We start from the raw sequence: 24997 nt of genomic DNA on the forward strand, positions 1-24997 counted from the left end.
CGACCTCGTGAGCGAGCCGACCTCCACCGACCCGATCAGCCCCGAGCTGCGCGCCGACGTCCGGCGCGTCTCCACCCTCCTGGGCCAGTCCCTCGTCCGCCACCACGGGGAGGACCTGCTCGACGCCGTCGAACGGGTGCGCCTGGCCACCAAGGCGAGCAAGGAGGGCGACGAGGAGGCCGCCGCGCAGGTCCGTCAGGTGCTCGCCGAGCTGCCCCTGGGCGAGGCGACCGAGCTGGTGCGGGCGTTCTCGGCCTACTTCCACCTCGCGAACGCCGCCGAGCAGGTCCACCGCGTCCGCACCCACGCCGCCCGCCCGGAGGGGGAGGGCTGGCTCACCTCCGCCGTCCGGGACGTCGTCGACGCGGGCGGGCCGCAGCTGCTCGCCGACAGCGTCGCCGAGCTCGACGTGCGCCCGGTGTTCACCGCCCACCCGACCGAGGCGTCCCGGCGCAGCGTGCTCACCAAGATCCGCCACCTGTCGGACCTGCTCGCGACGCCGACCGAGCCGGAGACCCTGGCCCGCCGCCGCCAGGACCGCGACCTCGGCGAGCTCGTCGACCTCATCTGGCAGACCGACGAGCTGCGGCAGAACCGCCCGACGCCGCTGGACGAGGCGCGCAACGCGATGTACTACCTCGACGAGGTGCTCACCACCACCATGCCCGCCCTGCTCGGGCACCTCGCCGACCTCCTGGCCGAGCACGACGTCCGGCTGCCCGCCGGCCGGACCCCGGTCCGCTTCGGGAGCTGGATCGGCGGCGACCGCGACGGCAACCCCTACGTCACGCCCGCCGTGACTCGCGAGGTGCTCCGCCTGCAGGGCACCCACGCCGTCAAGGTGGCGCTCACCCTGGTCGACCTGCTCATCTCCCAGCTGTCCTCCTCGACCGTCGTGGTCGACGTGGAGGAGGAGCTCATGGCGTCGGTGCGCGAGGACCTCGCGCACCTCCCGGGCCTGGACAAGCGGGTGCTGGAGCTCAACGCGCAGGAGCCCTACCGGCTCAAGCTCACCTGCGTGCGGGCCAAGCTGCTCAACACCCGTCGCCGGTTCGAGGCGGGGACCGCGCACGAGGACGGGCGGGACTACGCCGAGGTCGGGGAGATCCTCGCCGACCTGCGGGTGGTCGCCGACTCGCTGCGTCGGCACGGGGGCGACCTCGTCGCCGACGGCCGGCTGGCGCACGCCACCCGGACGATCGCCTCCACCGGCCTGCACCTGGCGACCCTCGACGTGCGGGAGCACTCGGAGAAGCACCACGAGGCGCTGGCGCCGATGCTCGACGCGGCCGGCGCCACCGGCGAGGGAGGGTATGCCGCGCTCGGCCGGGACGAGCGGCTCGCCCTGCTCACCGAGGAGCTGGGTTCGCGCCGTCCCCTGCTGACCCGCGCCGCCCCGCGCGAGCAGACGCTGGCGGTCTTCGACGAGATCCGCGAGGCGCTCGCGACCTACGGGCCGGACGTCGTGGAGACCTACATCATCTCCATGACCCAGGGGCCGGACGACGTGCTCGCCGCGGCGGTGCTGGCCCGGGAGGCCGGGCTCGTCGACCTGCACGGGGACACCGGTGGTGAGGGCGCCTTCGCGCGCATCGGCTTCGCCCCGCTCCTGGAGACCATCGACGAGCTGCGGGGCGCGGCCGGGCTCGTCGACGCGATGCTGTCGGCCCCGGCCTACCGGGAGCTGGTGCGCCTGCGCGGGGACGTGCAGGAGGTCATGCTCGGCTACTCCGACTCCAACAAGCAGGCCGGCGTGCTCACCAGCCAGTGGGGGATCCACCAGGCGCAGCGCGCGCTGCGCGACGTCGCCGCCCGGCACGGGGTGCGCCTGCGGCTCTTCCACGGCCGGGGCGGGTCGGTCGGGCGGGGCGGCGGGCCGACCTACGACGCGATCCTCGCCCAGCCCAACGGCGTGCTCGAGGGGGAGATCAAGTTCACCGAGCAGGGCGAGGTCATCTCGGACAAGTACTCGCTGCCGGCGCTGGCCCAGGAGAACCTCGAGCTGTCGCTGGCGGCGGTGCTGCGCGCCTCGGCCCTGCACCGCGACCCGCGCACGACCGCCGAGGAGCGGACCCGCTACGGCGCGGTGATGGACGTCGCCAGCGACGCCGCCTTCGCGGCATACCGCCGGCTCATCGACGACGAGGACCTCCCGGCCTACTTCGTCGCGGCGACGCCCGTCGACCAGCTCGGTGCCCTCAACATCGGGTCGCGGCCCAGCAAGCGGCCCGACACCGGCAAGGGGCTGGACGGGCTGCGGGCCATCCCGTGGGTCTTCGGCTGGACGCAGACGCGGCAGATCGTCCCCGGGTGGTTCGGGGTGGGGTCCGGGCTGCGGGCCGCGCGGGAGGCGGGCCACGAGGCCGAGCTCACGCAGATGCTGGAGCACTGGCACTTCTTCCGCTCGGTCATCTCCAACGTCGAGATGACCGTGGCCAAGACCGACCTCGACATCGCGGCCCACTACGTGCACACGCTCGTGCCGGCGCCGCTGCGGCACGTCTTCGACACCATCCGGGCCGAGTTCGAGCTGACGGTGGGCGAGCTCAAGCGGCTCACCGGCGAGGAGCACCTCCTGGACGACCAGCCGGTGCTCAAGCGCACGCTCGCCGTGCGCGACAACTACCTCGACCCCATCTCCTACCTCCAGGTCGAGCTGCTGCGCCGGTTGCGCGAGCGGCCGGCGACCGAGGACGGGGGCGGTCCGGCCTCCGACGAGGAGGTGGACGAGCTGCAGCGGGCGCTGCTGGTCACCGTCAACGGGGTGGCGGCCGGGCTCCGCAACACCGGCTGAGGCGCTCCCCGCCCCGCCGCCCGGCCGGGCTGGGTGTCGGCGCCCCGGCACCACCTGAGAGCATCAGCCCATGCCCGAGGGTCACACGCTGCACCGGCTGGCGCGCTCGCTCGACGACGCCTTCGGCGGCGGCGTGCCCGAGGTGAGCAGCCCCCAGGGGCGCTTCGCCGAGGGGGCTGCCGAGCTGGACGGCGCGGAGCTGGAGCGCGCGTGGGCGCACGGCAAGCTGCTCTTCGTCGACTTCGCCGGCGGCCGCACGCTCTACGTGCACCTCGGGCTCATCGGCAAGTGGTTCGTGGCTCCGGTCGAGCCGCCGGGGGTCGAGCCGCCCGCCGTCGGGCAGGTGCGGCTGCGGCTGCTCTCGCAGACCCGCGTCGCCGACCTGCGCGGGCCCATGGCCTGCGAGGTCGTCGACGAGGCCGAGGTCGACCGCCTCGTGGCCCGGCAGGGACCGGACCCGCTGCAGCCGGTGAGCGACCTCAACGACCCGGACGCGGCATACCGCAGGATCGTGCACTCGGGCAAGACCGTGGCCGAGCTGCTCATGGACCAGACCGTGCTCGCGGGCGTCGGCAACATCTACCGCTGCGAGGTGCTGTGGCGCCACCGGCTGCACCCGCTGCGGCCGGGGCGCTCCCTCAAGCGCGCGTCCTGGCAGCTGGTGTGGGACGACCTGGTGCGGCTCATGCCCTACGGGGTGCGCACGGGCACGATCATCACGCTGGACGACGTGCTGGAGGACACCGCCGCGGCCCTGGGCCGGGGGGAGGAGCCCGCGGTGCCCCGGGAGTTCGCGGTCTACCAGCGCACCGGGCTGCCCTGCCTGCGCTGCGGCTCGGTCGTCCGCCACAAGGTCGTCGCCGGCCGCAACCTCTTCTGGTGCGGCAACTGCCAGCGCCGCGCCTGACCGCCCGCAGGCGTACCCGCGGCTGAGCAGACCGGCATACCCGAGCCTGAGCAGAGAAGAGCGCCTGCGGCAGGTGCTGCGACGCCTGCCTCGCGTGCCGTTCTCTGCTCAGGCCTGCGTCGGTCCACCCTTCTCTGCTCAGCTCCACCCCGCGGGCGTGGTACCTGTGGACAAACCCGGGCCCGGGTGTGGCGGCACGGCAGGCTGGGACACATGGGGACCGGTCGGAGAGATGAGCGGGTGGATCGGCTGCTGCACGCGCATCCCGACGGCGTGACGACGGCGGACCTGCACCGCGCCGGGGTGTCGGACCCGGTCATCCGGAACCAGGTCGCCGCGGGGGTCCTGCTGCGCCTGCGCCGGGAAGTCCTCGTCGACCGGCAGGTATGGGAGTCCTCGCCTCCGTGGGAGCGTCACCGCGTGCGGGCGCTGGCGGTCGCCTCGTCGCTGCCGTCCCTCGGCACCGGGCGCGGGCAGGTCGCCCTCAGCCACCGCAGCGCGCTGGCGGTGCACCACCTGGACGTGTACGGCGTCGACGACGAGGTCCACGCGAGCCGGGTGGGCTGCGGTCGCGGGCACCGGTCCGGCGGTCTGTGGGTGCACGCCCCCGTGCCCGTCGACCAGGTCACCGAGCTGGACGGGACGCCGCTGGTCCGGCCCGGTCTCGCCTGCCTCCAGGAAGCGGTCGTCCGTGGTGCGGAGTGCGGGCTGGTCGCGGCCGACTCGGCCCTGCGGGCGGGGGTCGCCACGCCGGAGGAGCTGGCGGCCCTGGTCGGGCTGTCCTGCCTGCGACGCGACCGGCCCGCGGCACGCCTCGTGGCGGGGCTGGCCGACGGACGCAGAGAGAGCGCCGGGGAGTCGCGGACGGCGTGGCTGCTGCACCTGCTCGGCATCGGCGTCGAGTGCCAGGTGGAGATCCGTGACGCCGACGGCTGGCTGGTGGCGCGGTCGGACTTCCGGGTCGAGGGCACGGACGTCCTGCTCGAGTTCGACGGACGGGTGAAGTACGACGACCGGGAGGTGCTCGTGGCCGAGAAGCGGCGCGAGGACCGGCTCAGGGAGCTGGGCTACGAGGTCGTGCGGATCACCTGGGCAGACCTGGCCAGGCCCGCGCTCGTGCGGGCCAGGATCCGGGAGGCCCTGCAGCGGGCGGCCCTGCGCCACCCGGCGTGAGGCTCACTGCCCCTCCGGACCTGCGCAGAGAAAGGTGCCTGAAGCGGGGCATGCAGCGCCTGCGTCGGGCACCTTTCTCTGCTCAGGCCGGCGCTGGGTCGGGACGGGCAGGGTCGGGAGCCGGTCCGGGCGGGCCGGCTCAGCGCTCCCAGACCTGCGCGGCCCAGCGGTAGCGGGTGGGCGTGCCGTCGTCGCCGGCGCTGTCGGGGTCGCCGAGGATCATGCCGAGCAGCTCCCGGGGGGAGGGGTAGTCGTCACCGAGCGCGGAGAGGTACTCGCGGTGGGCCTCGAGCGAGGCGACCCCACGCTCGAAGGTGTCGGTGACGTCGACCTCGTGCGTGGGGGAGTGCCCCGCGGAGGAGGTGATCCACCGCACGCCGTCCCAGGGCTCGTGCCCCTCGGTGACCAGCTCGGGGAAGATCCACCGGTTGCCCGCGGCGGCGACCGCGTCGATGACGCCGAGCCCGACGGCCCGGTGGTCGGCCTGGTTGAGGCCACCGTTGGGGAAGGTCTCGGCGTGGGTGATGGTCGTCACGACCTCGGGCCGGACGTCGCGGATCGCCCGGGCCAGCTCACGGCGCAGCCGCAGGTCCGCCTCCACCACGCCGTCGGAGAAGCCCTCGAGGAAGCGCACCTCGTCCACGCCGACCTCGCGGGCGCCGTCCCGCTCCTCCTGCTCGCGCAGCGGCCCGGCCTCGTCCGGAGGCATCGTGGCGATGCCCGCCTCGCCGCGGGTGACGAGCAGGTAGGTGACGTCCTTGCCCTCGGCGGTCCACCGCGCCACGGCGGCCGCCGTGCCGTACTCCAGGTCGTCGGGGTGGGCGACGATGCACAGCGCCCGCTGCCAGTCGTGGGGGAAGGTCGTGAGGCTCATGACAGCATCTCTAGCACGGCCCGCTCCAGGTCGCGCGTCCTCGCCGCCGGGGAGCGGTGGCGTCGCCGGGCGACCTCGCCGATCGTCGTCCCCGCCTCGTAGAGGTCGATGACCCGGGGGTCGATGTAGGAGTTGCGGGCGATCGTCGGGGTGTTGCCGAGGTATGCCGACACCTCCTCGACCGCGGCCCGCACCGCCCGGCGTCGCGAGGCCTGGGTGTCGCCCGGCTCCTCCGTCAGCGCGAGGGAGGTCGCGGCGAGGACCGTGGCGTGCCAGGTGCGGAAGTCCTTGGCCGTCAGCTGCCCGCCCAGCAGCTCGTCGAGGTAGGCGTTGACCGCCGCGGCGTCCAGGTCGATCCAGCGCCGCCCCTCCTGGTAGGCCAGCAACCGGTCTCCCGAGCGTCGCCGACGCATCCGGTCCAGGGCGGCGATGACGTCGCGGTCGTCGATCTGGATCTTGTGCTCCACCCCCGACTTGCCGACGAAGGAGAAGAGCAGGACCTCGCCGCGGGCCCGCACGTGCCGTCGCTCCAGCGTCGTCAGGCCGAAGCTGCCGTGCGCGTCGGTGTAGACGTCGCTGCCGATGCGGAAGTAGCCCAGGTCGATGAGGCGCACGGCCACCGCCTCGGCGCGCTGCACCGGCATACCCTCCAGCGCGAGGTCACGGGCGATCCGGCGCCGTGCCGCCGGGAGCCGGGCGGCGGCTCCGAGGACGCGCTCGAACTTGAGCTTGTCCCGCTGCTCGCGCCAGGCGGGGTGGTAGAGGTACTGCCGCCGACCGGCGTCGTCGGTGCCGACCGCCTGCAGGTGCCCCCGGGGGTGCGGGCAGATCCAGACGTCCTTCCACGCCGGCGGGATGGCCAGGGCCCGGACCCGGTCGACCTCCTCGGCCGGCAGCCGCTGCCCCCGGGAGTCGAGGTAGGTGAAGCCGCGCCCAGCGCGCCGGCGCGTCCAGCCGGGCGAGGCGGGGGAGACGGTGCGCAGGCGGAGCATGCGCACAGATTAGGGTGCCCGGGCGGGCGCTGATAGTCTGAACGGTGCCGTCATGACGGCCGCGGATCGAGAGTGCCCCGGTGAACAGGCCCGGGTTGGCGCCGCGCAACAACACGAAGGAGTCGCCCATGGCGATCGAGACTGCCACCAAGCAGGACATCATCAAGGAGTACGCCACGACCGAGGGCGACACCGGTTCGCCCGAGGTGCAGGTCGCGCTGCTGACCGCCCGCATCCGCGAGCTCACCGAGCACGCCCGCGAGCACAAGCACGACCACCACAGCCGCCGCGGGCTGCTGCTGCTCGTGGGCAAGCGCAAGCGCCTGCTGCGCTACCTCGAGGACATCGACGTCGAGCGCTACCGGTCGCTGATCAAGCGACTCGGCCTGCGCCGCTGAGTTTCGCACCGAGAGCGGTTCCCGTGAGGGGACCGCTCTCCGTGCGTCAGGGGGTCGCTCATCAGCGCCCCCGACTGCAGGACCGTCGGGCACAACGACGATGCCCGTCGCGCTGAGAGTGAAGAGAAAAGGAGGGCCCATGGAGGGTCCAGAGATCACGTTCGCCGAAGCCACGATCGACAACGGCAGCTTCGGCACCCGCACCGTCCGGTTCGAGACCGGGCGCCTGGCCAAGCAGGCCGGCGGCTCCGTCACCGCCTACCTCGACGACGAGACCATGCTGCTGTCGACCACGACGGCCGGCAAGCACCCCAAGGACCACTTCGACTTCTTCCCGCTGACGGTGGACGTCGAGGAGAAGATGTACGCCCTGGGCAAGATCCCGGGCAGCTTCTTCCGCCGTGAGGGTCGCCCGTCCACGGACGCCATCCTCACCTGCCGGCTCATCGACCGTCCGCTGCGCCCGACCTTCGCCAAGGGTCTGCGCAACGAGGTCCAGGTCGTCATCACGGTGCTGTCCCTCGACCCCGACCAGCAGTACGACGTGCTGGCCATCAACGCGGCGTCCGCGTCCACGCAGATCTCGGGTCTGCCCTTCAGCGGCCCCATCGGCAGCGTCCGCATCTCCCTCATCGACGGCCAGTGGGTCGCCTTCCCCGCCTTCTCCGACGCCGCGCGCTCGACCTTCGACATGGTCGTGGCCGGACGCGTCGTCGAGGGCGGCGACGTGGCGATCATGATGGTCGAGGCGGAGTCCACCGAGGCCACCTGGGACCTGGTGAAGTCCGAGGGCAAGCAGGCCCCGACCGAGGACGTCGTGGCCCAGGGCCTCGAGGAGTCCAAGACGTTCATCAAGGCCCTCTGCGAGGCGCAGGCCGAGCTGGCCGCGAACTCCGCCAAGGAGGTCCAGGAGTTCCCGCGCTTCCTCGACTACGAGGACGACGCCTACGCCGCCGTCGAGGAGGCCACCACGGCCGACCTCACCTCGGCCCTGCAGATCGCCGGCAAGGCCGAGCGCGACGACCGGATCGACGAGATCAAGGCCGGGATGATGGCCCAGCTGGCCGGCTCCGAGCCCGAGTCGGGCGCCGCCTACGCCGGGCGCGAGAAGGAGCTCTCGGCGGCCTACCGCGCCGTGCAGAAGAAGCTCATCCGCGAGCGCATCCTGCGCGATGAGGTCCGCATCGACGGCCGTGGGCTCAAGGACATCCGCGCCCTGTCGGCCGAGGTCGAGGTCATCCCGCGGGCCCACGGCTCGGCCATCTTCGAGCGTGGCGAGACCCAGATCATGGGTGTCACCACGCTGAACATGCTGCGCATGGAGCAGCAGCTGGACACCCTCTCCCCCGGTGGCCCGCAAGCGCTACATGCACAACTACAACTTCCCGCCGTTCTCCACCGGTGAGACCGGTCGCGTGGGCTCCCCGAAGCGCCGCGAGATCGGCCACGGTGCGCTGGCCGAGCGGGCGCTCATGCCGGTGCTGCCGACGCGTGAGGAGTTCCCCTACGCCATCCGTCAGGTCTCCGAGGCCCTGGGCTCCAACGGCTCGACCTCGATGGGCTCGGTGTGCGCGTCCACGATGTCGCTGCTCAACGCCGGGGTGCCGCTGCGTGCGCCGGTGGCGGGCATCGCGATGGGCCTGGTCTCGGCCGAGGTCGAGGGTTCGACGCGGTATGCCGCGCTCACCGACATCCTCGGTGCCGAGGACGCCTTCGGCGACATGGACTTCAAGGTGGCCGGCACGCGGGAGTTCGTCACCGCGATCCAGCTCGACACCAAGCTCGACGGCATCCCCGCCGACGTGCTCGGGAGCGCGCTGACCCAGGCCCGGGACGCCCGGATGCACATCCTGGACGTCATGAACGAGGCGATCGACGCCCCCGACGAGATGAGCCCGTACGCACCGCGGGTCATCTCGGTGCGCGTCCCCGTGGACAAGATCGGTGAGGTCATCGGCCCGAAGGGCAAGATGATCAACCAGATCCAGGAGGACACCGGCGCCGACATCTCCATCGAGGACGACGGCACCGTCTACATCGGCGCGACCGACGGCCCGTCGGCCGAGGCGGCCCGGGCGGCGGTCAACGCCATCGCCAACCCGCAGATGCCGGAGATCGGCGAGCGCTTCCTCGGGACCGTGGTCAAGACCACGACCTTCGGGGCGTTCATCTCCCTGCTGCCCGGCAAGGACGGCCTGCTGCACATCTCCGAGATCCGCAAGCTGGTGGGCGGCAAGCGCATCGACGCGGTCGAGGACGTGCTCGGGGTGGGCCAGAAGGTCCAGGTCGAGCTCAAGGAGATCGACCCGCGCGGCAAGCTCTCGCTCGCCGCGGTCGTCGCCGAGGAGCAGCCCGCGGCCCCCGCGTCGGCTCCGGAGCCGTCCGCCGAGCCGGACGTCGACACCGCCGCCCCGGTGACCGAGGTCCCGGACGCGCCGGCCGCCGTGACCGAGGTCCCGGAGGCGCCCGAGGGCGCCGACGCCGACGTGGACTCCGAGGAGTCCGGCTCCGAGCAGGAGGGCGGCGACCGGCCGCGTCGTCAGCGTCGCCGTCGTGGAGGCCGCGGTCGCGGCAGCAACGGCAGCGAGGGTGGCGACAACGGCTCCGGCTCGACCGAGGGCTGAGCAGACCCGCGGAGCACACCGCGCATGACGAAGGGCGGGCCCGAGAGGGCCCGCCCTTCGGCGTCGTCGCGGCGTCGCGCCAGGTCAGGCGACCTGGGCGCGGCGCCGGATCTGGGGCGCCGGGGCGCCGACGTGCCAGCGCATCTCCATCCGGGTGCGACCGGCCGCGTCCGTCACCGGGACCCACGTGAGGGCCCGGGTCGGTCGCGCCGTCCGCAGCGGTCGAACTGTCGCCATGGGAGCCACCTCCTGCAAGGTCGGTCGAACGGTATGCCGTTCATCTTCTGTTCACCTAGAGTACCCCAAGACGTCGCAGAAGTGAACGACAGGTGAACGGCGTGCCGCCGGAGGGAGGGCGCGGCGACCCCGCCCGGCCCCCCGCGCCGTGCGCGGGTCGGGGTCAGGCTCGGGGGCCGCTCAGGAGCGGGGGGAGGACGATCTCGCGGGGGTGCCGTGGGTGCTCTGGTGGAGGAACGCCTCCAGCGGGCCTCGACGGCCCGTGGCCACGATGAGCGCCCCGGCCGTGAGGGCCAGCGCACTGTGCAGCACGAGCCCGCTCGTGGTGTCGCGGGCCAGCGGACCGGTGTCGCCCAGCGGGGTCGACAGGATGAGCACGTGGGCGACGTAGAGGGTGAGCGTCGTCCGACCGGCGCCGCCGAGGACCGACCAGGGCAGGGACCGGGTGAGGTGCACGAGCGCCAGGCAGCCACCGAGGACGAGCAGCGCGGTGCCGGTGGTGTGGACGAGGTCGACGACGCTGCCGCTGTGCGGGGCCCAGACCCCCAGCCACCACGCGCTCTCCTCGGGGTAGGTGCCGTAGAACCCCGTGCGGCGGTCCGCGTCGAGCACGGGCCAGGACGCGGCGTCGAGGCCGACGCTGTCGAGCAGGGCGGTCCGCACCTGCTCCGACCGCAGGAGCAGGGCGGACACCCCCAGCGCCAGGGCTGCCGCCGCGGCGCCCCCGAGGAGGAGCGAGCCGACGACCGTGCGGTCGGCGCCGCGCGACTGCAGCCACCTGCCGACCGCCAGTCCGGCGAACAGGTACGTGGCCCACGTCAGCACCGGGTAGTACCCGGTGACGAGCAGCTCGGCCACCATCTGGAGCGGGTAGATGAGCAGCGAGGCCACGGAGGGGACCGCGAGGGTGGGGTCCGGGAGCACCTGGCGCACCAGCAGGCTGACCACCGGGCTGAGCAGCCCCCACCCGAGCGCCAGCCAGGCCAGGGACCGGGCCCGCCACTGCAGGACCGGCAGGGCGCAGCAGAAGAGCACGCCGTAGTACGTGAGGATGACGGCGATGCCCGAGCTCGGCAGGCCGATGACCAGACCGATCGAGGCGATGAGCGCCGAGCGCACGAGCAGCCGGCGCCGGTGCAGGGGCGGGTCGGCGCGGACCGCCGCCAGCGGTGCGGCCAGGGCGATGCTCACGCCGGCCAGCACCGCGAAGAGGGCCGAGGAGCGGCCGGCCACGAGCTGGAACAGCGAGCTGACGCCACCGGGGCCGTCACCCTCCTGGACGGCCAGGTGCGCGGCGAACATGCCGAGCAGCGCGAGGGTGCGCGCGAGGTCGATCCCCACCAGCCGCCGCGAGGTCGTCATCGGGCGCTCACGTCCACGTGACGAGGCGCACCTCGCGGACGGTGCGCCCGTCGTCACCGACGACCCGGTCGCGCCACGCGCCGTCCGGCTCGAAGCCGGCCCCCTGCAGGAAGGCCCGGGTGGTGCCGGCCTCGGCGAGCACCCAGGTCGCGACGCCCTCGAGCTGGTCGTCGGCGGCGCGCAGGGTGTCGATGGCCGCGTTGAGCAGGCGCGAGCCGTGCCCGGCGGAGCGGGCCTCGGGGTGGACACCGCCGTCCAGGAGCAGGGCGCAGGTCCCCTCCGGCAGGCCGGGCTCGTCGTCCGCCGGGCCGACCGCGACGTACCCCGTCACCTGAGGCCCTGCGCAGGCCACGAGGAGGCGGTGCCGTGGCGAGGGCGGGTGCTCGAGGGAGTCCCGCCAGGCGGCCGCGAAGCGTGGCCCGGTGAGGGCGTCCAGGACATCCTGGTCGAGCACGTCGGCGAGCTCGTGCTGCCAGACGAAGGCCTGGACCAGGCCCACGGCCGGGGCGTCGTTGGGCCGTGCGGTGCGCACGCTGGCGTCGGCGGCGGGGGGCTGCTCGTGCTGATGGCTCACGCGCCCAGTCTCGCACCGGCCCAGGTATTACAGATGCACCGTCACTTGACGTGCGTCGCGTTATACAACAGGGCTCATCTCTGGCACACTGGGAGGATGTACGGCAACGACTTCGGCCAGCCCGGCGCCACGGACCCTCGCGCCACGACGCCGCACCCTTTCAACGCCGCGGAGACGCCCGACTACACCGACGCGCTCGCGGAGTACTTCGACGGGCTCATCGAGGACGACCAGCGGGTCGAGCCGCGCGACGCGATGCCGGACGCCTACCGCACGACCCTCATCCGCCAGATGGCCCAGCACGCGCACTCCGAGATCATCGGCATGCAGCCGGAGGCCAACTGGATCACCCGCGCCCCCTCGCTGCGCCGCAAGGCGATCCTCATGGCCAAGGTGCAGGACGAGGCCGGCCACGGGCTGTACCTCTACTCCGCCGCCGAGACCCTGGGCGTGGACCGCTCCGAGCTGCTCGACAAGCTCCACTCGGGGCGGCAGAAGTACTCCTCGATCTTCAACTACCCCACGCTGACCTGGGCCGACGCCGGCGCGATCGGCTGGCTGGTGGACGGCGCGGCGATCATGAACCAGGTGCCGCTGTGCCGGTGCTCCTACGGGCCCTACGCCCGCGCCATGATCCGGGTGTGCAAGGAGGAGTCCTTCCACCAGCGCCAGGGCTTCGAGATCCTCTGGGTGCTCGCCCGGGGGACCGAGGAGCAGAAGGCCATGGCGCAGGACGCGGCCGACCGGTGGTGGTGGCCGGCGCTGCAGATGTTCGGCCCGCCGGACACCGGCGAGCACGCCAGCAGCGGGCACACCGCGCAGAGCATGGCGTGGGGCATCAAGCGCTTCTCCAACGACGACCTGCGGCAGAAGTTCGTGGACATGACCGTGCCCCAGGCCGAGAAGCTCGGCATCACCCTGCCCGACCCCGACCTGGCCTGGAACGAGGAGCGCGGGCACTGGGACTTCGGCGAGATCGACTGGGACGAGTTCTGGCGCGTCCTCAAGGGTGACGGCCCCTGCAACGAGCAGCGCATCCGTACCCGGGTCGAGGCCCACGAGGAGGGCGCCTGGGTGCGCGAGGCCGCGGACGCCTACGCCGCCAAGCAGGCCGCCCGGCAGCAGCCCGAGGCGGTCGCGTGAGCGCGGGGACCTGGCCGCTGTGGGAGGTGTTCGTGCGGGCCAAGCGGGGCCTGTCGCACGTCCACGCCGGGTCGCTGCACGCCCCCGACCGAGAGATGGCGCTGCGCAACGCGCGTGACCTCTACACCCGGCGTCAGGAGGGTGTCTCGATCTGGGTCGTGGCGTCCGAGGACATCACCGCCTCCAGCCCGGACGAGCGGGACAGCTTCTTCGACCCGGCGGCCGACAAGGTCTACCGGCACCCCACGTTCTACGACGTGCCGGAGGACGTGGAGTACCTGTGAGCGACGCGGACGACCGGCACGTCGCCTACCTGCTCGGGCTCGGCGACGACGCGCTCATCTACGCCCAGCGCCTCGGCGAGTGGCTCACGCACGCCCCGCAGATCGAGGAGGACATGGCCCTCGGCAACGTGGCGCTCGACCTCGTCGGCCAGGCGCGGGCGCTGCTGACGCGCGCCGGGGAGGTCGAGGGGGCGGACCCGGTCCGGGACGAGGACGACCTGGCGATGCTGCGGCACGAGCGCGAGTTCCGCAACGTCCAGCTCGTCGAGCAGCCCCGCGGCGACTTCGCGCAGGAGATGGCGCGGCTGCTGTGGTTCTCGACCTACCAGCGCGAGCTCTACGCCGCGCTGCTCACCTCGAGCGACGAGACGCTGGCGGGGGTCGCGGCCAAGGCGGTCAAGGAGGTCGACTACCACCGCGACCACGCCACCCAGTGGGTGCTGCGCCTGGGGGACGGCACCGAGGAGAGCCACGACCGGATGCAGGCGGCCCTGGTCGCCGTCCACCCCTACGTCGCCGAGCTGGGCGAGGACGACGACGCCGCCCGCTGGGCCGCCGAGCGCGGGATCGGCGTGCTGCCCTCCGGCCTGACGGACGCGGTCAACGCCTACGTCGCCGGGGTGCTCGAGCGGGCCACCCTCAGCATGCCCGACGCCCCCCGCTGGCACGCGCGGGGCGGGCGTGCCGGGGTGCACTCCGAGGTGATGGGCTACCTGCTGGCCGAGATGCAGCACCTGCACCGCAGCCACCCGGGCGCGAGCTGGTGAGGGCCGCCGTGCTGGACCCCGACCTGGTCGCCCGGGCCGAGCAGGCCATGCGCGCGGTCCCCGACCCGGAGATCCCGGTCATCACCATCGACGACCTCGGGGTCATCCGGCAGGTCGAGACCGCCGAGGTCGACGGGCGGCCCGGGATGCGGGTCACCATCACCCCCACCTACTCCGGCTGCCCCGCGATGCACGCCATGGCCGACGCCGTCGTCGAGGCCGGACGGGCGCACGGCATACCGGTCGAGGTCGTCACCCGGCTCTCGCCCGCCTGGACGACCGACTGGATGAGCGAGCAGGGGCGGGTGAGCCTGCGTCGCTTCGGGATCGCGCCGCCGACCGGCGACCGCGCGCACGACGGCCCTCCCGGCCCGGTGCCCGTCGGGCTGCAGCTGCGCGTCGTCACCTGCCCGCAGTGCGGGTCCGACGACACCGAGGAGGTCGCCCGGTTCGGGTCCACCGCCTGCAAGGCGCTGCGCCGGTGCCGGAGCTGCCGGGAGCCCTTCGACGAGTTCAAGACGATCTAGGAGCGCCGTGAGCCTGATCCAGCAGCCGACCCGCCGCCGAGCGAGGTTCCACGAGCTGACGGTGAGCCGGGTGGACCGCCTGACCGACGAGGCCATCGCCCTCAGCTTCGTCGTCCCCGAGGAGCTGCGCGAGGAGTTCGCCTTCGAGCCCGGCCAGCACCTCACCGTCCGGGCGACGATCGACGGCCAGGACGTCCGTCGCTCCTACTCCTGCTGCATCTCCCGGGGCCGGTCGCGGGAGACCGGCGAGGTCCGCGTCGCGGCCGCGACCGTGCCGGGCGGTCTCATGTCCACCTGGCTCAACGAGCACGTCCGGCCCGGTGACACGCTCCAGGTGATGACCCCCATGGGGTCCTTCGTCTGCCCGACCGAGCCGACCGCCACCCGGCACCACGTGGGCATCGCCGCCGGGTCGGGGATCACCCCGGTGCTCTCCCTGCTCACGACCGCGCTCGAGGAGGAGCCGCACTCCCGGGTGACCCTCGTCTTCGGCAACCGCCGGACCGACTCGGTGATGTTCCTCGAGGAGCTCATGGACCTCAAGAACCGCTTCCCGCAGCGGTTCACCCTGCTCAACGTGCTCTCCCGCGAGCCGCAGGAGGCCGCGCTGCTCACCGGCCGCATCGACCGGGACAAGATCGAGCAGCTCCTGGCGACGTTCGTCCCGGAGGACCAGGTGGACGAGTGGTACCTCTGCGGGCCGTTCGGCATGGTCGAGACGGTCCAGGAGGTGCTCGCGGGACGCGGGGTGGACCCCGAGCACGTGCACCACGAGATCTTCCACGTCGACAGCGACGGCGCACCGGTCACCACCCCCGACGAGGACGCGACCCCTCGCGACCCCGGCGCCCCTCCGGAGGCGGTGGCCACCGTCACCCTCGACGGGCGCACCACCACCGTGCCGATGGCCAGCACCGCGGAGACCATCCTGGCGGCGACCCTGCGGGAGCGGCCGGACGCCCCCTTCTCCTGCACCGGCGGCGTGTGCGGCACGTGCCGGGCCAAGGTCGTCGACGGCGAGGTCCGGATGGAGCGCAACTACGCCCTCGAGCCGGACGAGGTCGAGCGCGGCTACCGCCTCATGTGCCAGTCGCACCCGGTGACCGAGCAGGTCACCATCGACTACGACGCCTGAGGGGCCCGCGGGGCGGGGTCAGCGGTCGAGCAGGTCGTGCCAGGCGAGGCCCAGCTGACCGAGCAGCTCGCGCAGCAGCGGCAGGCTGACGCCGACCACCGCGTGGTAGTCGCCCTCGATGCCCGTCACGTAGGGACCGCCGAGGCCGTCCACGGTGAACCCCCCGGCGACGTGCAGCGGCTCACCGGTGGCCACGTAGTGGGCGATCTCGGCGTCGGTCAGGTCGGCGAAGTGCACGACGGTCGACGCGGTGGCGCCGAGCGTGGCGCCGGTGGCGGGGGAGGCGTCCGCCTCGTCCTCCCGGTCGTCGACGAGCCAGTGCCCCGTGTGCAGCGTGCCCGACCGGCCCCGCATGGCCTGCCAGCGCTCGACCGCCACCTGCGAGGAGTGCGGCTTGCCGAAGACCTGCCCGTCCAGCTCCAGCACCGAGTCGCAGCCCAGGACGAGGGCGTCGACGCCGTGCTCGCGGCTGACCTGCTCGGCCTTCGCCCGGGCCAGGGTGAGCGCGACGTCGGCGGCGGCGAGCTCGCCGTGCCGCTCCTGCGCCGCGGCGATGGCGGCGTCCTCGTCCACCCCGGACACGATGACCTCGGGGGACACCCCCGCCCGGGTGAGGGTCGTCAGCCGGGCAGGAGAGGCGGAGGCCAGCACGAGGGGGATCACGGACCGGAGCCTACCCGCGGCGGCCGCCGGTCTCCCGGGGACACCGCCCCGGCCCGCGCGCCCGCCGCTCGTGTCGCCCAGGGCCCGTGTCCCCCCCGGCTCAGGCTCCGGCATACCCGTCGTGCGGTCCGCCTGTCGTCGCACGCGCCTCACCCGTCTCAGCAGTCCCGTGGTGCGGAGACGATGACCGGTGCGGGGGGTATGTCCCCGTCATCGGCGCGTTTCCTCGCACGCGTGAGGCCCGTGAGGCCCGTGGTGCGAGGCGGGCAGGCTCGCGGCGACCCCCGGGCGGAGCCGCGGTCACGACCGGCCGGAGCGGGCGACGTCGGCCCGCCACGCCGACGCGTCGAGGGCGTGGACGAGGTGCCGCACGAGCTCGGGGTAGGCCGTCGCGTCCACCCGGGGGTGGTCGAAGTCCCGGCCCGGGTCGCGCCGCAGCCCGATCCGGCGCATGACGCCGAGGGAGGCGGTGTTGACGGCCGGGGTGAAGGAGACGACCTCGTCCAGGCCGACGTCGGTGAAGGCCAGGCGCAGCGCCTCCGTGGCCGCCTCGGTGGCGAACCCGTGACCCCAGGCCGGCCGGGCCAGGCGCCACCCCACCTCGACGGCGGGCCCCGAGGGCAGGACGTCGGCGGGCCAGAGCCCGGTGTAGCCCAGGAACTCGCCGCTGTCGCGCCGTTCCAGCGCCCACAGCCCGTAGCCGCGCTCGGCCCAGCACACCCCGATCCGGCGGACGAAGGCGTCCGAGCGCTCGCGGCTCATCGGCCCCTGCAGGTGGCGCATCACCTCGGGGTCGGCATTCATGCGGGCGAACGGCTCGCGGTCGGCCTCGAGGAAACCCCGCAGCACCAGCCTCCGGGTGGTCCGCACCGGGGCCGCCGGCCGACCGTTCACAGCTCGCCGAGCACCGACGCACGCAGGGTGTCGAGCCCGACGCCGCCGAGGTCCAGCGCCCGTCGGTGGAAGGCCTTGAGGTCGAAGTCCTCGCCCTCCCGGCGCCGGCACTCCTCGCGCAGCTCCAGCCACAGCCGCTCGCCGATCTTGTAGCTCGGGGCCTGCCCGGGCCAGCCGAGGTAGCGGTCCAGCTCGAAGCGCAGGGACTCCTCGTTCTCGTGGGCGTGCGCGGTGAGGAAGCGCCAGGCCTTGTCGTAGGTCCACTCCCCGCCGCCGACCTCGGCCGGCGCCTCGAAGCCGCAGTGCACCCCGATGTCGAGGACCACCCGGGCCGCCCGCAGCGACTGACCCCCGAGCAGGCCCATCCGGTTGCCCGGGTCGTCCATGTGGCCGAGGTCGGCCATGAGCCACTCGGCGTAGAGCGCCCAGCCCTCCCCGTGCCCGGAGGTCCAGGACGCCAGGCGACGCCAGCGGTTGAGCAGCTCGGAGCGGTAGACGGTCTGCGCGATCTGCAGGTGGTGGCCCGGGACGCCCTCGTGGTAGACGGTGGTGAGCTCGCGCCAGGTGGAGAACCGGGTGACCCCCTTGGGCACCGACCACCACATCCGGCCCGGACGGCTGAAGTCCTCGCTGGGGCCGGTGTAGTAGATGCCGCCGGTCTGGCTGGGGGCGATCATGCACTCGATGCGCCGCACGGGCTCGGGCACGTCGAACTGCGTGCCGCCCAGCTCGGCCACCGCCTCGTCCGCCTTGACCTGCATCCACTCGCGCAGCGCCTCGGTGCCCTCCAGGGCGTAGCGCGGGTCGGCGTCCAGGATCGCGACGGCCTCCTCGACGCCCGCGCCGGGCCGGACCGCGTCGGCGGCCTCCTCCATCATGGTGGTGATCCGCGCGAGCTCCTCCTGACCCCACCGGTAGGTCTCCTCGAGGTCGATCTCGGCGCCGAGGAAGCTGCGCGACCGCAGCCGGTAGAGCTCGGGCCCGCATGCGTCCGACTCCGGCGCCTGCGGCTCCAGCTCGTCGGTGAGGTATGCCGCGAGCTCGCCGAAGGCCGCCTTCGCGTCGGTGACCGCCGCGTCGAGGTCCGAGCGGACCGCCTCGGGCTGGTCCGCCGCCTCGCGGACGAGGGCGTCGAAGCTGCTGGCCTCGTCACCGGCCTGGTCGCGGCACTGCCCCGCGACGCCCCGCACCTGGCGGACCGGGGGCACCTGACCCCGCTCCGCGGACCAGCGCAGCACGGAGACGAACTGCTCGAGCGCGGTGGGCACCGCGCGCAGCCGGGCGGCGACCGTCGCCCAGTGCTCCTCGGTGTCCTTGGGCATGAGGTCGAAGACGTCCCGCACCGCCAGCGGGGCGGCGGTGAGCACGTTGAACTCGACCGGTGTCCGGCCCTCCAGCACGAGGTCTAGGAGCTCGACCTCCAGGCCCAGCCGCTCGCGCAGGGCGGCCACGGTCACGCGGTCGGTCTCGTCGACCGGCTGGGCGCCCTCCAGGGCGGCGAGCGTGCTCGCGCACTGCTCGCGCTGCGCCCGGAGCCCGTCCAGCGACAGGTCGTCGATCTCGGCGTCGCGTCCGGGCACGCCCAGGTAGGTCGCCTCGAGCGGGCTGAGCGCCACGGTGGCGTCCAGGTGGTCCTCGGCGATGCGGTCGATGTCGGTCTGCTCGCGGCTCTGCGTCGTCACCCACGCAACCTACCGCGCGCGGGGAGGCGTCCCCGCGTGCATACCCTGTGCTCGTGGCCCGCCGACCCCGCCCCGCCGACCCGCGCCGTGAGACCGAGCGCTGGTTCCTCGCCCACGGCCTGTCCTACTTCGTCCCGGCCGAGCGGGCGGCCGCCCGGGCCGCGCTGCGGCCCCGCCACCTCGTGCCCGTGGCCCTGCTCGTGGTGGCGGTCACGGCCGCGCTCGGGGGAGCGCTCGGGTGGGTCTCCCGGCAGGTGAGCGCGGCACCGGCCGTGTGGCTGACGCTGCTCATCCTCGCGGTGCTCTGGTACGCCTCGACCGCCCTGCACGCGCGCCCCATCCTCACCTTCGCCCTGCGGCGCACGGTGACGAGCGTGCCGCTGCTGGTCGGGACCGCCATGCGCGCGCTGCCGCTGCTCCTGCTCTTCGTGGCGTTCCTGTTCATCAATGCCGAGGCGTGGGAGATGAGCGCGAGCCTGCCCTTCGCCACGCACTGGCTGGTGGTCCTGCTGCTGCTCGGCGTCGGCGTCGTGTTCCAGCTCATCCGGCTGCCGGAGGAGGTCGACCGGGCCGACGACGCCGTCGACGAGGCCTTCCTGGAGCGCGCCTGCCGCGGCACGCCGATGCAGGCCACCCAGGCCCGGTTCGCCGCCGACCCCGGGGTGGACCCGGCGTCTTACGCCCGCGTCACCGGCTTCGAGCGGTGGAACCTCATCATCGCGCTGCTGCTCATCCAGCTGGTGCAGGTGGTGGCGCTCATCGTGGCCGTCTTCGTCTTCCTGCTCGTCTTCGGGTCGATCATCATGCAGCAGCAGACCCAGCTGAATTGGACCGGTCTGGAGCAGACGCGCCACGTCCCCTACCTCGGCAGCGTCTCGGTCGAGCTGGTCAAGGTCTCGTTGTTCCTCGCCTCGTTCTCCGGGCTGTACTTCATCGTCAGCGCGGTCACCGACGACACCTACCGGCACCAGTTCTTCTCGGTCGTCACCGACGAGCTCGAGCGGGCGGTCGGGGTCCGGGCCGTCTACCGGGCACTGCGGGCGCAGGAGCGCCGCGACAGCCACAGCGAGGAGGAGCGTCGTGAGCGCTAGCTGGGACCCGGGTCACTACCGGCGGTACGCCACCGAGCGGGACCGTCCGTTCGCCGAGCTCCTGGCCCGGGTGCCCGGGCTCGAGCCGCGGCGCATCGTCGACCTCGGCTGCGGGCCCGGGCACGGGCTGCGGTGGCTCGCCGACCGGTGGCCGGGCGCCGACGTGCTCGGCCTGGACTCCTCGCCGGAGATGGTGGCCGCGGCCCGGGAGACGGCCGGCGGGGGCAGGGCCCGGGCGGAGGTGGGCGACCTCGTCGACTGGGCCCGCGGCGGCGCGGGTCCGGGGGAGGTCGACCTGCTGGTGACGACCGCCACCCTGCAGTGGGTCCCCGGGCACCTCGCCCTGCTGCCCGAGCTGGTCGGCCGCCTGCGCCCCGGAGGGGTCCTCGCGATGACGGTGCCGGGGAACATGGGCGAGCCGAGCCACACCCGGCGCCGCGAGATCGCGGCGCAGCCGCGGTATGCCGCTCACCTCGCCGGGGTCGCTGCCCCGGCCGCCCACGACCCGGTCGACTACCTCCGGGTGCTGTCCGCCGCGGGGTGCCTGGTGGACGCCTGGGAGACCACCTACCTGCACGTCCTCGACCCCGCGGGGGACGACCCCGACCCGGTGTTCACCTGGGTGAACGCCACCGGGGCCCGGCCCACCCTGCAGGCCCTGCCGCCGGACCTGCGGGCGGACTTCGCGGACGAGCTCCGCGCGGCGCTGCGGGCGGCATACCCCCGGACCGACGCCGGGGTGGTGCTCCCCTTCCGCCGGGTCTTCGCGGTCGCCACCCGGGAGGACTCTCCTGGCTGACCCTCGGCCCGGCGCTGGCCACGGCGGACGGACCTGTGCCAGGGTGACCGCACCACCAGACTGAGGGGGGGGCGGTCATGACCGCAGACCAGATCGGATTCGCGCTCATCGTCCTGGGGCTCTTCCTGCTCCTCGGCAAGGTGGTGAGGGTGAAGGTCGGCTGGGTGCAGAAGCTCTTCCTGCCCAGCTCGATCATCGGCGGCTTCCTCATCCTGCTGCTCGGTCCGCAGGTGCTGGGCCGGGTGGGCGGTCCGGTCGGCGAGAACGGTCTGTTCACCCAGCCCATGCTGGACGTGTGGAGCGCCCTGCCGGGCCTGCTCATCAGCGTCGTCTTCGCCACGATGTTCCTCGGCCAGGACCTGCCCACCCCCCGGCGCGCCGGCAAGCTGGTCGGCCCGCAGCTGGCCCTCGGTGTCGCCATGGGCTCCGGCCAGTACGTCGTCGGGCTGCTGCTCGCCGCCCTCGTCCTCGTGCCGCTGCTGGCCGCCGAGCCGATGGTCGGCGCCCTCATCGAGATGGGCTTCGAGGGTGGTCACGGCACCGCCGCGGGGATGCGGCCGGTGCTGGAGGACCTCGGCTACGGCGAGGGCGCCGACCTCGCGGTCGGGCTGGCCACCGTCGGCATCGTCGCCGGCGTCGTCATCGGCATCGCCCTCATCAACTGGGGCGTCCGGACGGGGCGCACCGAGATCCTCAAGGGCGACGTCCAGGCGTCGGTCGAGGAGCAGAAGGGCCTGTTCCGCAAGGACGAGTACTACCCCGCCGGCACGATGACCAGCCGCCCCTCCTCGGTGGAGCCGCTCTCGCTGCACATGGCGCTGGTGGCGGTGGCGATCCTCATCGGGTGGGTCTTCCTCGAGGCGCTGCGCTGGGTCGAGGCCCGCACCTACTCCAGCGTGCTCATCAACGGCGACACCCCGCTGGAGATCTTCGCCTTCGTCCCGCTCTTCCCGCTGGCCCTGCTCGGTGGCGTGCTGCTCCAGGCCGTGGCGGCGGCGCTCGGTGTCGACCACCTCATCGACCACCAGATCATGCTGCGCATCCAGGGCTGGGCCCTCGACTTCCTCATCGTGGCCGCGATCGGCACCCTCTCCCTGGAGGCGATCGGGTCCAACATCGGCTCCTTCCTGCTGCTGGCCGTGGCCGGTATCGCGGTCAACGTCGGCCTGTTCCTGTGGTTCGCCCCGCGCATCATCGGCCGCTACTGGTTCGAGCGCGGCATCGGGGACTTCGGCCAGTCCATGGGCGTCACCGCGACCGGGCTCATCCTCATGCGGATCACCGACCCGGACGCCGAGAGCCCGGCCTTCGAGGCGTTCGGCTACAAGCAGCTGGTCTTCGAGCCGTTCTTCGGCGGCGGGCTCGTCACCGCGCTGGCCGTGCCCGTCATCGCCCTCACCGGCATCTGGCCGCTCTTCTCGGTGATGCTGGCGCTCTTCCTCGTGGCCCTCGGTGCCGGGTGGTTCTACTTCCGGCCCCGCGCCGACGCCGAGCGCCGCGAGCTGCAGGAGCAGGGCGCCGACGGCGTGGACGCCGTCACCACATGACGGGGAGGGCGCGCGTCCGCTCCACCAACCTCGCCCGCCCGCGGCCCGACCCCGGCACACCCCGCACGACCGGCATCGACAAGCACCCGGTGGACGGGATCGACGTGGTCGCGCCGGGTCCCCGGCACGGCGACGGGTCCGGGGCGGTGGGGGACCACGTCGGGGACGCCCGCCACCACGGGGGCGCCGACAAGGCCGTGTACGCCGTGGCGCGCGAGGAGCTCGACTGGTGGGAGGGCGAGCTGGGCCGGGTGCTGCGCGACGGCATCTTCGGCGAGAACCTCACCACGTCCGGGATCGACCTGGACGGCCTCGAGCTCGGACGACACCTGCACGTGGGCTCGGCCACGCTCCAGGTCTCCCTCCCGAGGCAGCCGTGCGCCACCTTCGCCCGGCACCTGGGGGAGCAGCGGTGGGGCCGCCGGTTCACCGAGCGCGGCGCCTGCGGGGCCTACCTGCGCGTGCTCGTCCCCGGACGGATCTCGCCGGGGGACCCCGTCGGGCTGGGTGCCCCGCCCGGTCACGGGGTGAGCGTGCGCACCGCCTTCGCGGCGGCGATGGGGGACCTCGGCGCGGCGCGCGAGGTGGTCGCGGCGGACGTGCTGCCCGGGAGGTACCACGACGCGCTGGCCCGGCGGGTGCGGGCCGGGGCGTCCCGCTAGCGGGGCAGGGCGGAGGCGCGCCACCCGTCCGGCCCGACCGGCGGGCGGGGCCGGGCGAACCGGGCGCGTGCCGTCCACAGGGTGCGGGCGGCGGGGCAGCGGTCCTCCGGCTCGTCCTGCGCACCGCCCGCGGCGGTGAGGACCACGGTGAGCGCGGCGAGCTGGGCGGGGGTGGGGGCGCCGCGCACCACGCGCACCAGCGCGGGCGCCTGCGGCTCCTGCACCGCCGGGGTGTCGCTCACAGCGGGATGTTCCCGTGCTTGCGCGGTGCCCGGTTGGACCGCTTGGTGCGCAGGTGGCGCAGGGCGCGGGCCACCTCGATGCGGGTGTGCGAGGGCTCGATGACCGCGTCCACGTAGCCGCGCTCGGCCGCGACGTAGGGGTTGGCCAGGGTGTCCTCGTACTCCCGGATCCGCCGGGCGCGCTCGGCCTCCACGTCGCCGCCCTCGGACTGCACCTGGGCGAGCTCGCGACGGTAGAGGATGTTGGCGGCGCCCTGCGCGCCCATGACGGCGATCTGGGCGGTGGGCCAGGCCAGGTTGATGTCGGCACCGAGGTGCTTGGAGCCCATGACGTCGTAGGCCCCGCCGTAGGCCTTGCGGGTGATGACCGTCACCAGGGGGACCGTCGCCTCGGCGTAGGCGTAGAGCAGCTTGGCGCCGCGGCGGATGATGCCGCCGAACTCCTGGTCGGTGCCCGGCAGGAACCCGGGCACGTCGACGAAGGTGAGGATGGGGATGTTGAAGGCGTCGCACGTCCGCACGAAGCGGGCGGCCTTCTCGCTGGCGTCGATGTCGAGGGTGCCGGCCAGCTGCATCGGCTGGTTGGCGACCACCCCGACCGAGCGGCCCTCGAGCCGGCCGAAGCCCACCACGATGTTGGGCGCGAACAGCTCCTGCACCTGGAGGAAGTCGCCGTCGTCCAGCACCGCGCGGACGGCCTCGGTGATGTCGTAGGGGACGCCGGGGGAGTCCGGGATGAGCACGTCCAGCTCGGCGTCGACCTCGCCGACCTCCTCGTCGGGCTCCTCCTCGTAGACCGGGGGGTCCTCGAGGTTGTTCTGCGGCAGGTAGCCGAGCAGCTCCTTGACGTAGCCGAAGGCGTCGTCCTCGTCGCTCGCCATGTAGTGGGCGACCCCGCTGGTGGAGTTGTGGGTGCGCGCCCCGCCCAGCTCCTCGAAGGTGACGTCCTCACCGGTGACGGTCTTGATGACGTCCGGGCCGGTGATGAACATGTGCGAGGTCTGGTCCACCATGACGACGAAGTCGGTGATGGCGGGGGAGTAGACGGCCCCGCCCGCGCACGGCCCCATGACGAGGGAGATCTGCGGGATGACCCCGGAGGCGTGCACGTTGCGCTTGAAGATCTCGGCGTAGAGGCCCAGGGCGACCACACCCTCCTGGATCCGCGCGCCGCCGGAGTCGTTGATGCCGACGACCGGGCACCCGATCTTCATCGCGAGGTCCATGACCTTGACGATCTTCTCGCCGTAGACCTCCCCGAGGGAGCCGCCGAAGACGGTGAAGTCCTGGGCGAACACGGCGACGGGCCGACCGTCGACAGTGCCGTAGCCGGTGACCACGCCGTCGCCGTAGGGACGGTTGCGCTCCTGCCCGAAGGCCGTCGAGCGGTGCCGCGCCAGCGCGTCGAGCTCGGTGAAGCTGCCCTCGTCCAGCAGCGCGTCGATGCGCTCCCGGGCGGTGAGCTTGCCCTTGGCGTGCTGCTTCTCGACGGCCTTCTCGGACCCGGCGTGGACGGCGTGGTCCACCCGTGCGCGGTAGTCCTCGAGCCGCCCGGCGGTCGTGCGCAGGTCCGGTCCCTCGGCGTCCTGGCTGTCGGCGCTGAGCTGGTCGGTCATCCCCCCAACT

The 24997-nt window shown here is 73.4% G+C and carries 23 protein-coding genes and 1 pseudogene; 14 read left to right on the forward strand and 10 right to left on the reverse strand.

The window, feature by feature from the left end; all coding sequences use genetic code 11:
- Positions 1 to 7: 7 nt before the first annotated feature.
- The 3 genes from ppc to FHD63_RS03895 all read left to right on the forward strand — a co-directional run bounded on the left by ppc (position 8) and on the right by FHD63_RS03895 (position 4874).
- Complete coding sequence (gene ppc / locus FHD63_RS03885) at positions 8 to 2794, forward strand: phosphoenolpyruvate carboxylase (RefSeq protein WP_139720286.1); 2787 nt, start codon at positions 8 to 10, stop codon at positions 2792 to 2794.
- A gap of 70 nt (positions 2795 to 2864) precedes the next feature.
- Positions 2865 to 3701 carry an Fpg/Nei family DNA glycosylase gene (locus tag FHD63_RS03890; RefSeq protein ID WP_139720288.1) on the forward strand — a complete coding sequence of 279 codons (837 nt, stop codon included), beginning with the start codon at positions 2865 to 2867 and terminating at the stop codon, positions 3699 to 3701.
- 240 nt (positions 3702 to 3941) lie between these two features.
- A complete protein-coding gene (locus tag FHD63_RS03895; RefSeq protein WP_139720290.1) occupies positions 3942 to 4874 on the forward strand; it encodes a hypothetical protein in 933 nt (310 codons plus the stop codon).
- A 139-nt stretch (positions 4875 to 5013) separates the two neighbouring features.
- Here the strand turns inward: FHD63_RS03895 and FHD63_RS03900 are convergent, their stop codons facing one another.
- Both FHD63_RS03900 and FHD63_RS03905 read right to left on the reverse strand, forming a co-directional pair.
- Positions 5014 to 5748, reverse strand: coding sequence for a PIG-L deacetylase family protein (locus tag FHD63_RS03900; protein ID WP_139720292.1), 735 nt, complete (start codon positions 5746 to 5748; stop codon positions 5014 to 5016).
- Positions 5745 to 6740: a DNA topoisomerase IB gene (locus FHD63_RS03905; RefSeq protein WP_139720294.1), complete on the reverse strand. Its 996-nt coding sequence runs from the start codon at positions 6738 to 6740 to the stop codon at positions 5745 to 5747. The genes FHD63_RS03900 and FHD63_RS03905 overlap by 4 nt, the downstream gene beginning before the upstream one ends.
- Before the next feature lie 128 nt (positions 6741 to 6868).
- On the opposite strand from FHD63_RS03905, the gene rpsO reads away from it, so the two are divergent.
- Positions 6869 to 7138: a 30S ribosomal protein S15 gene (rpsO, locus tag FHD63_RS03910; RefSeq protein ID WP_139720296.1), complete on the forward strand. Its 270-nt coding sequence runs from the start codon at positions 6869 to 6871 to the stop codon at positions 7136 to 7138.
- 139 nt (positions 7139 to 7277) lie between these two features.
- Positions 7278 to 9762 (forward strand): annotated as a pseudogene (locus tag FHD63_RS03915) (polyribonucleotide nucleotidyltransferase).
- An 84-nt stretch (positions 9763 to 9846) separates the two neighbouring features.
- Here FHD63_RS03915 and FHD63_RS15895 read toward each other — a convergent pair.
- The 3 genes from FHD63_RS15895 to FHD63_RS03925 all read right to left on the reverse strand — a co-directional run bounded on the left by FHD63_RS15895 (position 9847) and on the right by FHD63_RS03925 (position 11935).
- Entirely contained in the window at positions 9847 to 9999 is a 153-nt protein-coding gene (locus FHD63_RS15895) for a hypothetical protein (protein ID WP_158296699.1), read from the reverse strand.
- Positions 10000 to 10179: 180 nt separating this feature from the next.
- Positions 10180 to 11361: a heparan-alpha-glucosaminide N-acetyltransferase domain-containing protein gene (locus tag FHD63_RS03920; protein WP_139720297.1), complete on the reverse strand. Its 1182-nt coding sequence runs from the start codon at positions 11359 to 11361 to the stop codon at positions 10180 to 10182.
- Positions 11362 to 11368: 7 nt separating this feature from the next.
- Positions 11369 to 11935 carry a GNAT family N-acetyltransferase gene (locus FHD63_RS03925; protein ID WP_139720299.1) on the reverse strand — a complete coding sequence of 189 codons (567 nt, stop codon included), beginning with the start codon at positions 11933 to 11935 and terminating at the stop codon, positions 11369 to 11371.
- A 96-nt stretch (positions 11936 to 12031) separates the two neighbouring features.
- Here FHD63_RS03925 and paaA point away from each other — a divergent pair, with 96 nt between their 5' ends.
- Genes paaA through paaE form a run of 5 tightly spaced genes read left to right on the forward strand, consistent with a single transcriptional unit; the run spans position 12032 to position 15791 of the window.
- The gene (gene paaA / locus FHD63_RS03930) at positions 12032 to 13078 is read left to right on the forward strand and encodes a 1,2-phenylacetyl-CoA epoxidase subunit PaaA (protein ID WP_139720300.1); all 1047 of its coding nucleotides are present in this window, start codon (positions 12032 to 12034) and stop codon (positions 13076 to 13078) included.
- Positions 13075 to 13362, forward strand: coding sequence for a 1,2-phenylacetyl-CoA epoxidase subunit PaaB (gene paaB / locus FHD63_RS03935; RefSeq protein ID WP_139720302.1), 288 nt, complete (start codon positions 13075 to 13077; stop codon positions 13360 to 13362). Before paaA ends, paaB begins: the two co-directional genes overlap by 4 nt.
- Positions 13359 to 14129 (forward strand): 1,2-phenylacetyl-CoA epoxidase subunit PaaC, encoded by a 771-nt coding sequence (gene paaC, locus FHD63_RS03940; RefSeq protein WP_139720303.1) that lies wholly within the window; start codon positions 13359 to 13361, stop codon positions 14127 to 14129. Before paaB ends, paaC begins: the two co-directional genes overlap by 4 nt.
- 47 nt (positions 14130 to 14176) lie before the next feature.
- Positions 14177 to 14656, forward strand: coding sequence for a 1,2-phenylacetyl-CoA epoxidase subunit PaaD (paaD, locus tag FHD63_RS03945; RefSeq protein WP_139722965.1), 480 nt, complete (start codon positions 14177 to 14179; stop codon positions 14654 to 14656).
- A gap of 7 nt (positions 14657 to 14663) precedes the next feature.
- Positions 14664 to 15791 carry a 1,2-phenylacetyl-CoA epoxidase subunit PaaE gene (paaE, locus tag FHD63_RS03950; RefSeq protein WP_139720305.1) on the forward strand — a complete coding sequence of 376 codons (1128 nt, stop codon included), beginning with the start codon at positions 14664 to 14666 and terminating at the stop codon, positions 15789 to 15791.
- Between the two features lie 18 nt (positions 15792 to 15809).
- Here the strand turns inward: paaE and FHD63_RS03955 are convergent, their stop codons facing one another.
- From FHD63_RS03955 to FHD63_RS03965, 3 genes are all read right to left on the reverse strand, one after another.
- Entirely contained in the window at positions 15810 to 16454 is a 645-nt protein-coding gene (locus FHD63_RS03955; protein WP_139720307.1) for a Maf family protein, read from the reverse strand.
- A 300-nt stretch (positions 16455 to 16754) separates the two neighbouring features.
- On the reverse strand, positions 16755 to 17324 hold the full coding sequence (locus FHD63_RS03960; protein WP_139720308.1) for a GNAT family N-acetyltransferase: 570 nt from the start codon (positions 17322 to 17324) through the stop codon (positions 16755 to 16757).
- A gap of 20 nt (positions 17325 to 17344) precedes the next feature.
- Positions 17345 to 19030 carry a DUF885 domain-containing protein gene (locus FHD63_RS03965; RefSeq protein ID WP_139720310.1) on the reverse strand — a complete coding sequence of 562 codons (1686 nt, stop codon included), beginning with the start codon at positions 19028 to 19030 and terminating at the stop codon, positions 17345 to 17347.
- A gap of 53 nt (positions 19031 to 19083) precedes the next feature.
- Between FHD63_RS03965 and FHD63_RS03970 the strand changes: the two genes are divergently transcribed.
- The 4 genes from FHD63_RS03970 (at position 19084) to FHD63_RS03985 (ending at position 23129) form a co-directional block, all read left to right on the forward strand.
- The gene (locus FHD63_RS03970) at positions 19084 to 20121 is read left to right on the forward strand and encodes a hypothetical protein (protein WP_139720312.1); all 1038 of its coding nucleotides are present in this window, start codon (positions 19084 to 19086) and stop codon (positions 20119 to 20121) included.
- Positions 20111 to 20920: a methyltransferase domain-containing protein gene (locus tag FHD63_RS03975; RefSeq protein WP_139720314.1), complete on the forward strand. Its 810-nt coding sequence runs from the start codon at positions 20111 to 20113 to the stop codon at positions 20918 to 20920. Before FHD63_RS03970 ends, FHD63_RS03975 begins: the two co-directional genes overlap by 11 nt.
- 77 nt (positions 20921 to 20997) lie before the next feature.
- A complete protein-coding gene (locus FHD63_RS03980; protein ID WP_139720316.1) occupies positions 20998 to 22467 on the forward strand; it encodes a sodium/glutamate symporter in 1470 nt (489 codons plus the stop codon).
- Positions 22464 to 23129 (forward strand): MOSC domain-containing protein, encoded by a 666-nt coding sequence (locus FHD63_RS03985; protein ID WP_139720318.1) that lies wholly within the window; start codon positions 22464 to 22466, stop codon positions 23127 to 23129. Before FHD63_RS03980 ends, FHD63_RS03985 begins: the two co-directional genes overlap by 4 nt.
- Here FHD63_RS03985 and FHD63_RS03990 read toward each other — a convergent pair.
- Together FHD63_RS03990 and FHD63_RS03995 are read right to left on the reverse strand one after the other, a co-directional pair.
- Positions 23126 to 23371 carry an acyl-CoA carboxylase subunit epsilon gene (locus tag FHD63_RS03990; RefSeq protein ID WP_174964896.1) on the reverse strand — a complete coding sequence of 82 codons (246 nt, stop codon included), beginning with the start codon at positions 23369 to 23371 and terminating at the stop codon, positions 23126 to 23128. The two genes, FHD63_RS03985 and FHD63_RS03990, sit on opposite strands and share 4 nt — an antisense overlap.
- Positions 23368 to 24987 carry an acyl-CoA carboxylase subunit beta gene (locus tag FHD63_RS03995; RefSeq protein ID WP_139720320.1) on the reverse strand — a complete coding sequence of 540 codons (1620 nt, stop codon included), beginning with the start codon at positions 24985 to 24987 and terminating at the stop codon, positions 23368 to 23370. The genes FHD63_RS03990 and FHD63_RS03995 overlap by 4 nt, the downstream gene beginning before the upstream one ends.
- Between the last annotated feature and the right edge of the window lie 10 nt (positions 24988 to 24997).

This window comes from Serinicoccus chungangensis (genome assembly GCF_006337125.1).
GTDB classification, from domain to species: domain Bacteria; phylum Actinomycetota; class Actinomycetes; order Actinomycetales; family Dermatophilaceae; genus Ornithinicoccus; species Ornithinicoccus chungangensis.

What these genes read in the sequence shown, in the direction of transcription:
- FHD63_RS03890 (WP_139720288.1), top strand. Translation starts at nt 2,865, where the DNA reads ATGCCCGAGGGTCACACGCTGCACCGGCTGGCGCGCTCGCTCGACGAC.
- FHD63_RS03900 (WP_139720292.1), bottom strand. Translation starts at nt 5,748, where the DNA reads ATGAGCCTCACGACCTTCCCCCACGACTGGCAGCGGGCGCTGTGCATC.
- FHD63_RS03905 (WP_139720294.1), bottom strand. Translation starts at nt 6,740, where the DNA reads ATGCTCCGCCTGCGCACCGTCTCCCCCGCCTCGCCCGGCTGGACGCGC.
- rpsO (WP_139720296.1), top strand. Translation starts at nt 6,869, where the DNA reads ATGGCGATCGAGACTGCCACCAAGCAGGACATCATCAAGGAGTACGCC.
- FHD63_RS15895 (WP_158296699.1), bottom strand. Translation starts at nt 9,999, where the DNA reads ATGGCGACAGTTCGACCGCTGCGGACGGCGCGACCGACCCGGGCCCTC.
- FHD63_RS03920 (WP_139720297.1), bottom strand. Translation starts at nt 11,361, where the DNA reads ATGACGACCTCGCGGCGGCTGGTGGGGATCGACCTCGCGCGCACCCTC.
- paaA (WP_139720300.1), top strand. Translation starts at nt 12,032, where the DNA reads ATGTACGGCAACGACTTCGGCCAGCCCGGCGCCACGGACCCTCGCGCC.
- paaD (WP_139722965.1), top strand. Translation starts at nt 14,177, where the DNA reads ATGCGCGCGGTCCCCGACCCGGAGATCCCGGTCATCACCATCGACGAC.
- FHD63_RS03980 (WP_139720316.1), top strand. Translation starts at nt 20,998, where the DNA reads ATGACCGCAGACCAGATCGGATTCGCGCTCATCGTCCTGGGGCTCTTC.
- FHD63_RS03985 (WP_139720318.1), top strand. Translation starts at nt 22,464, where the DNA reads ATGACGGGGAGGGCGCGCGTCCGCTCCACCAACCTCGCCCGCCCGCGG.
- FHD63_RS03995 (WP_139720320.1), bottom strand. Translation starts at nt 24,987, where the DNA reads ATGACCGACCAGCTCAGCGCCGACAGCCAGGACGCCGAGGGACCGGAC.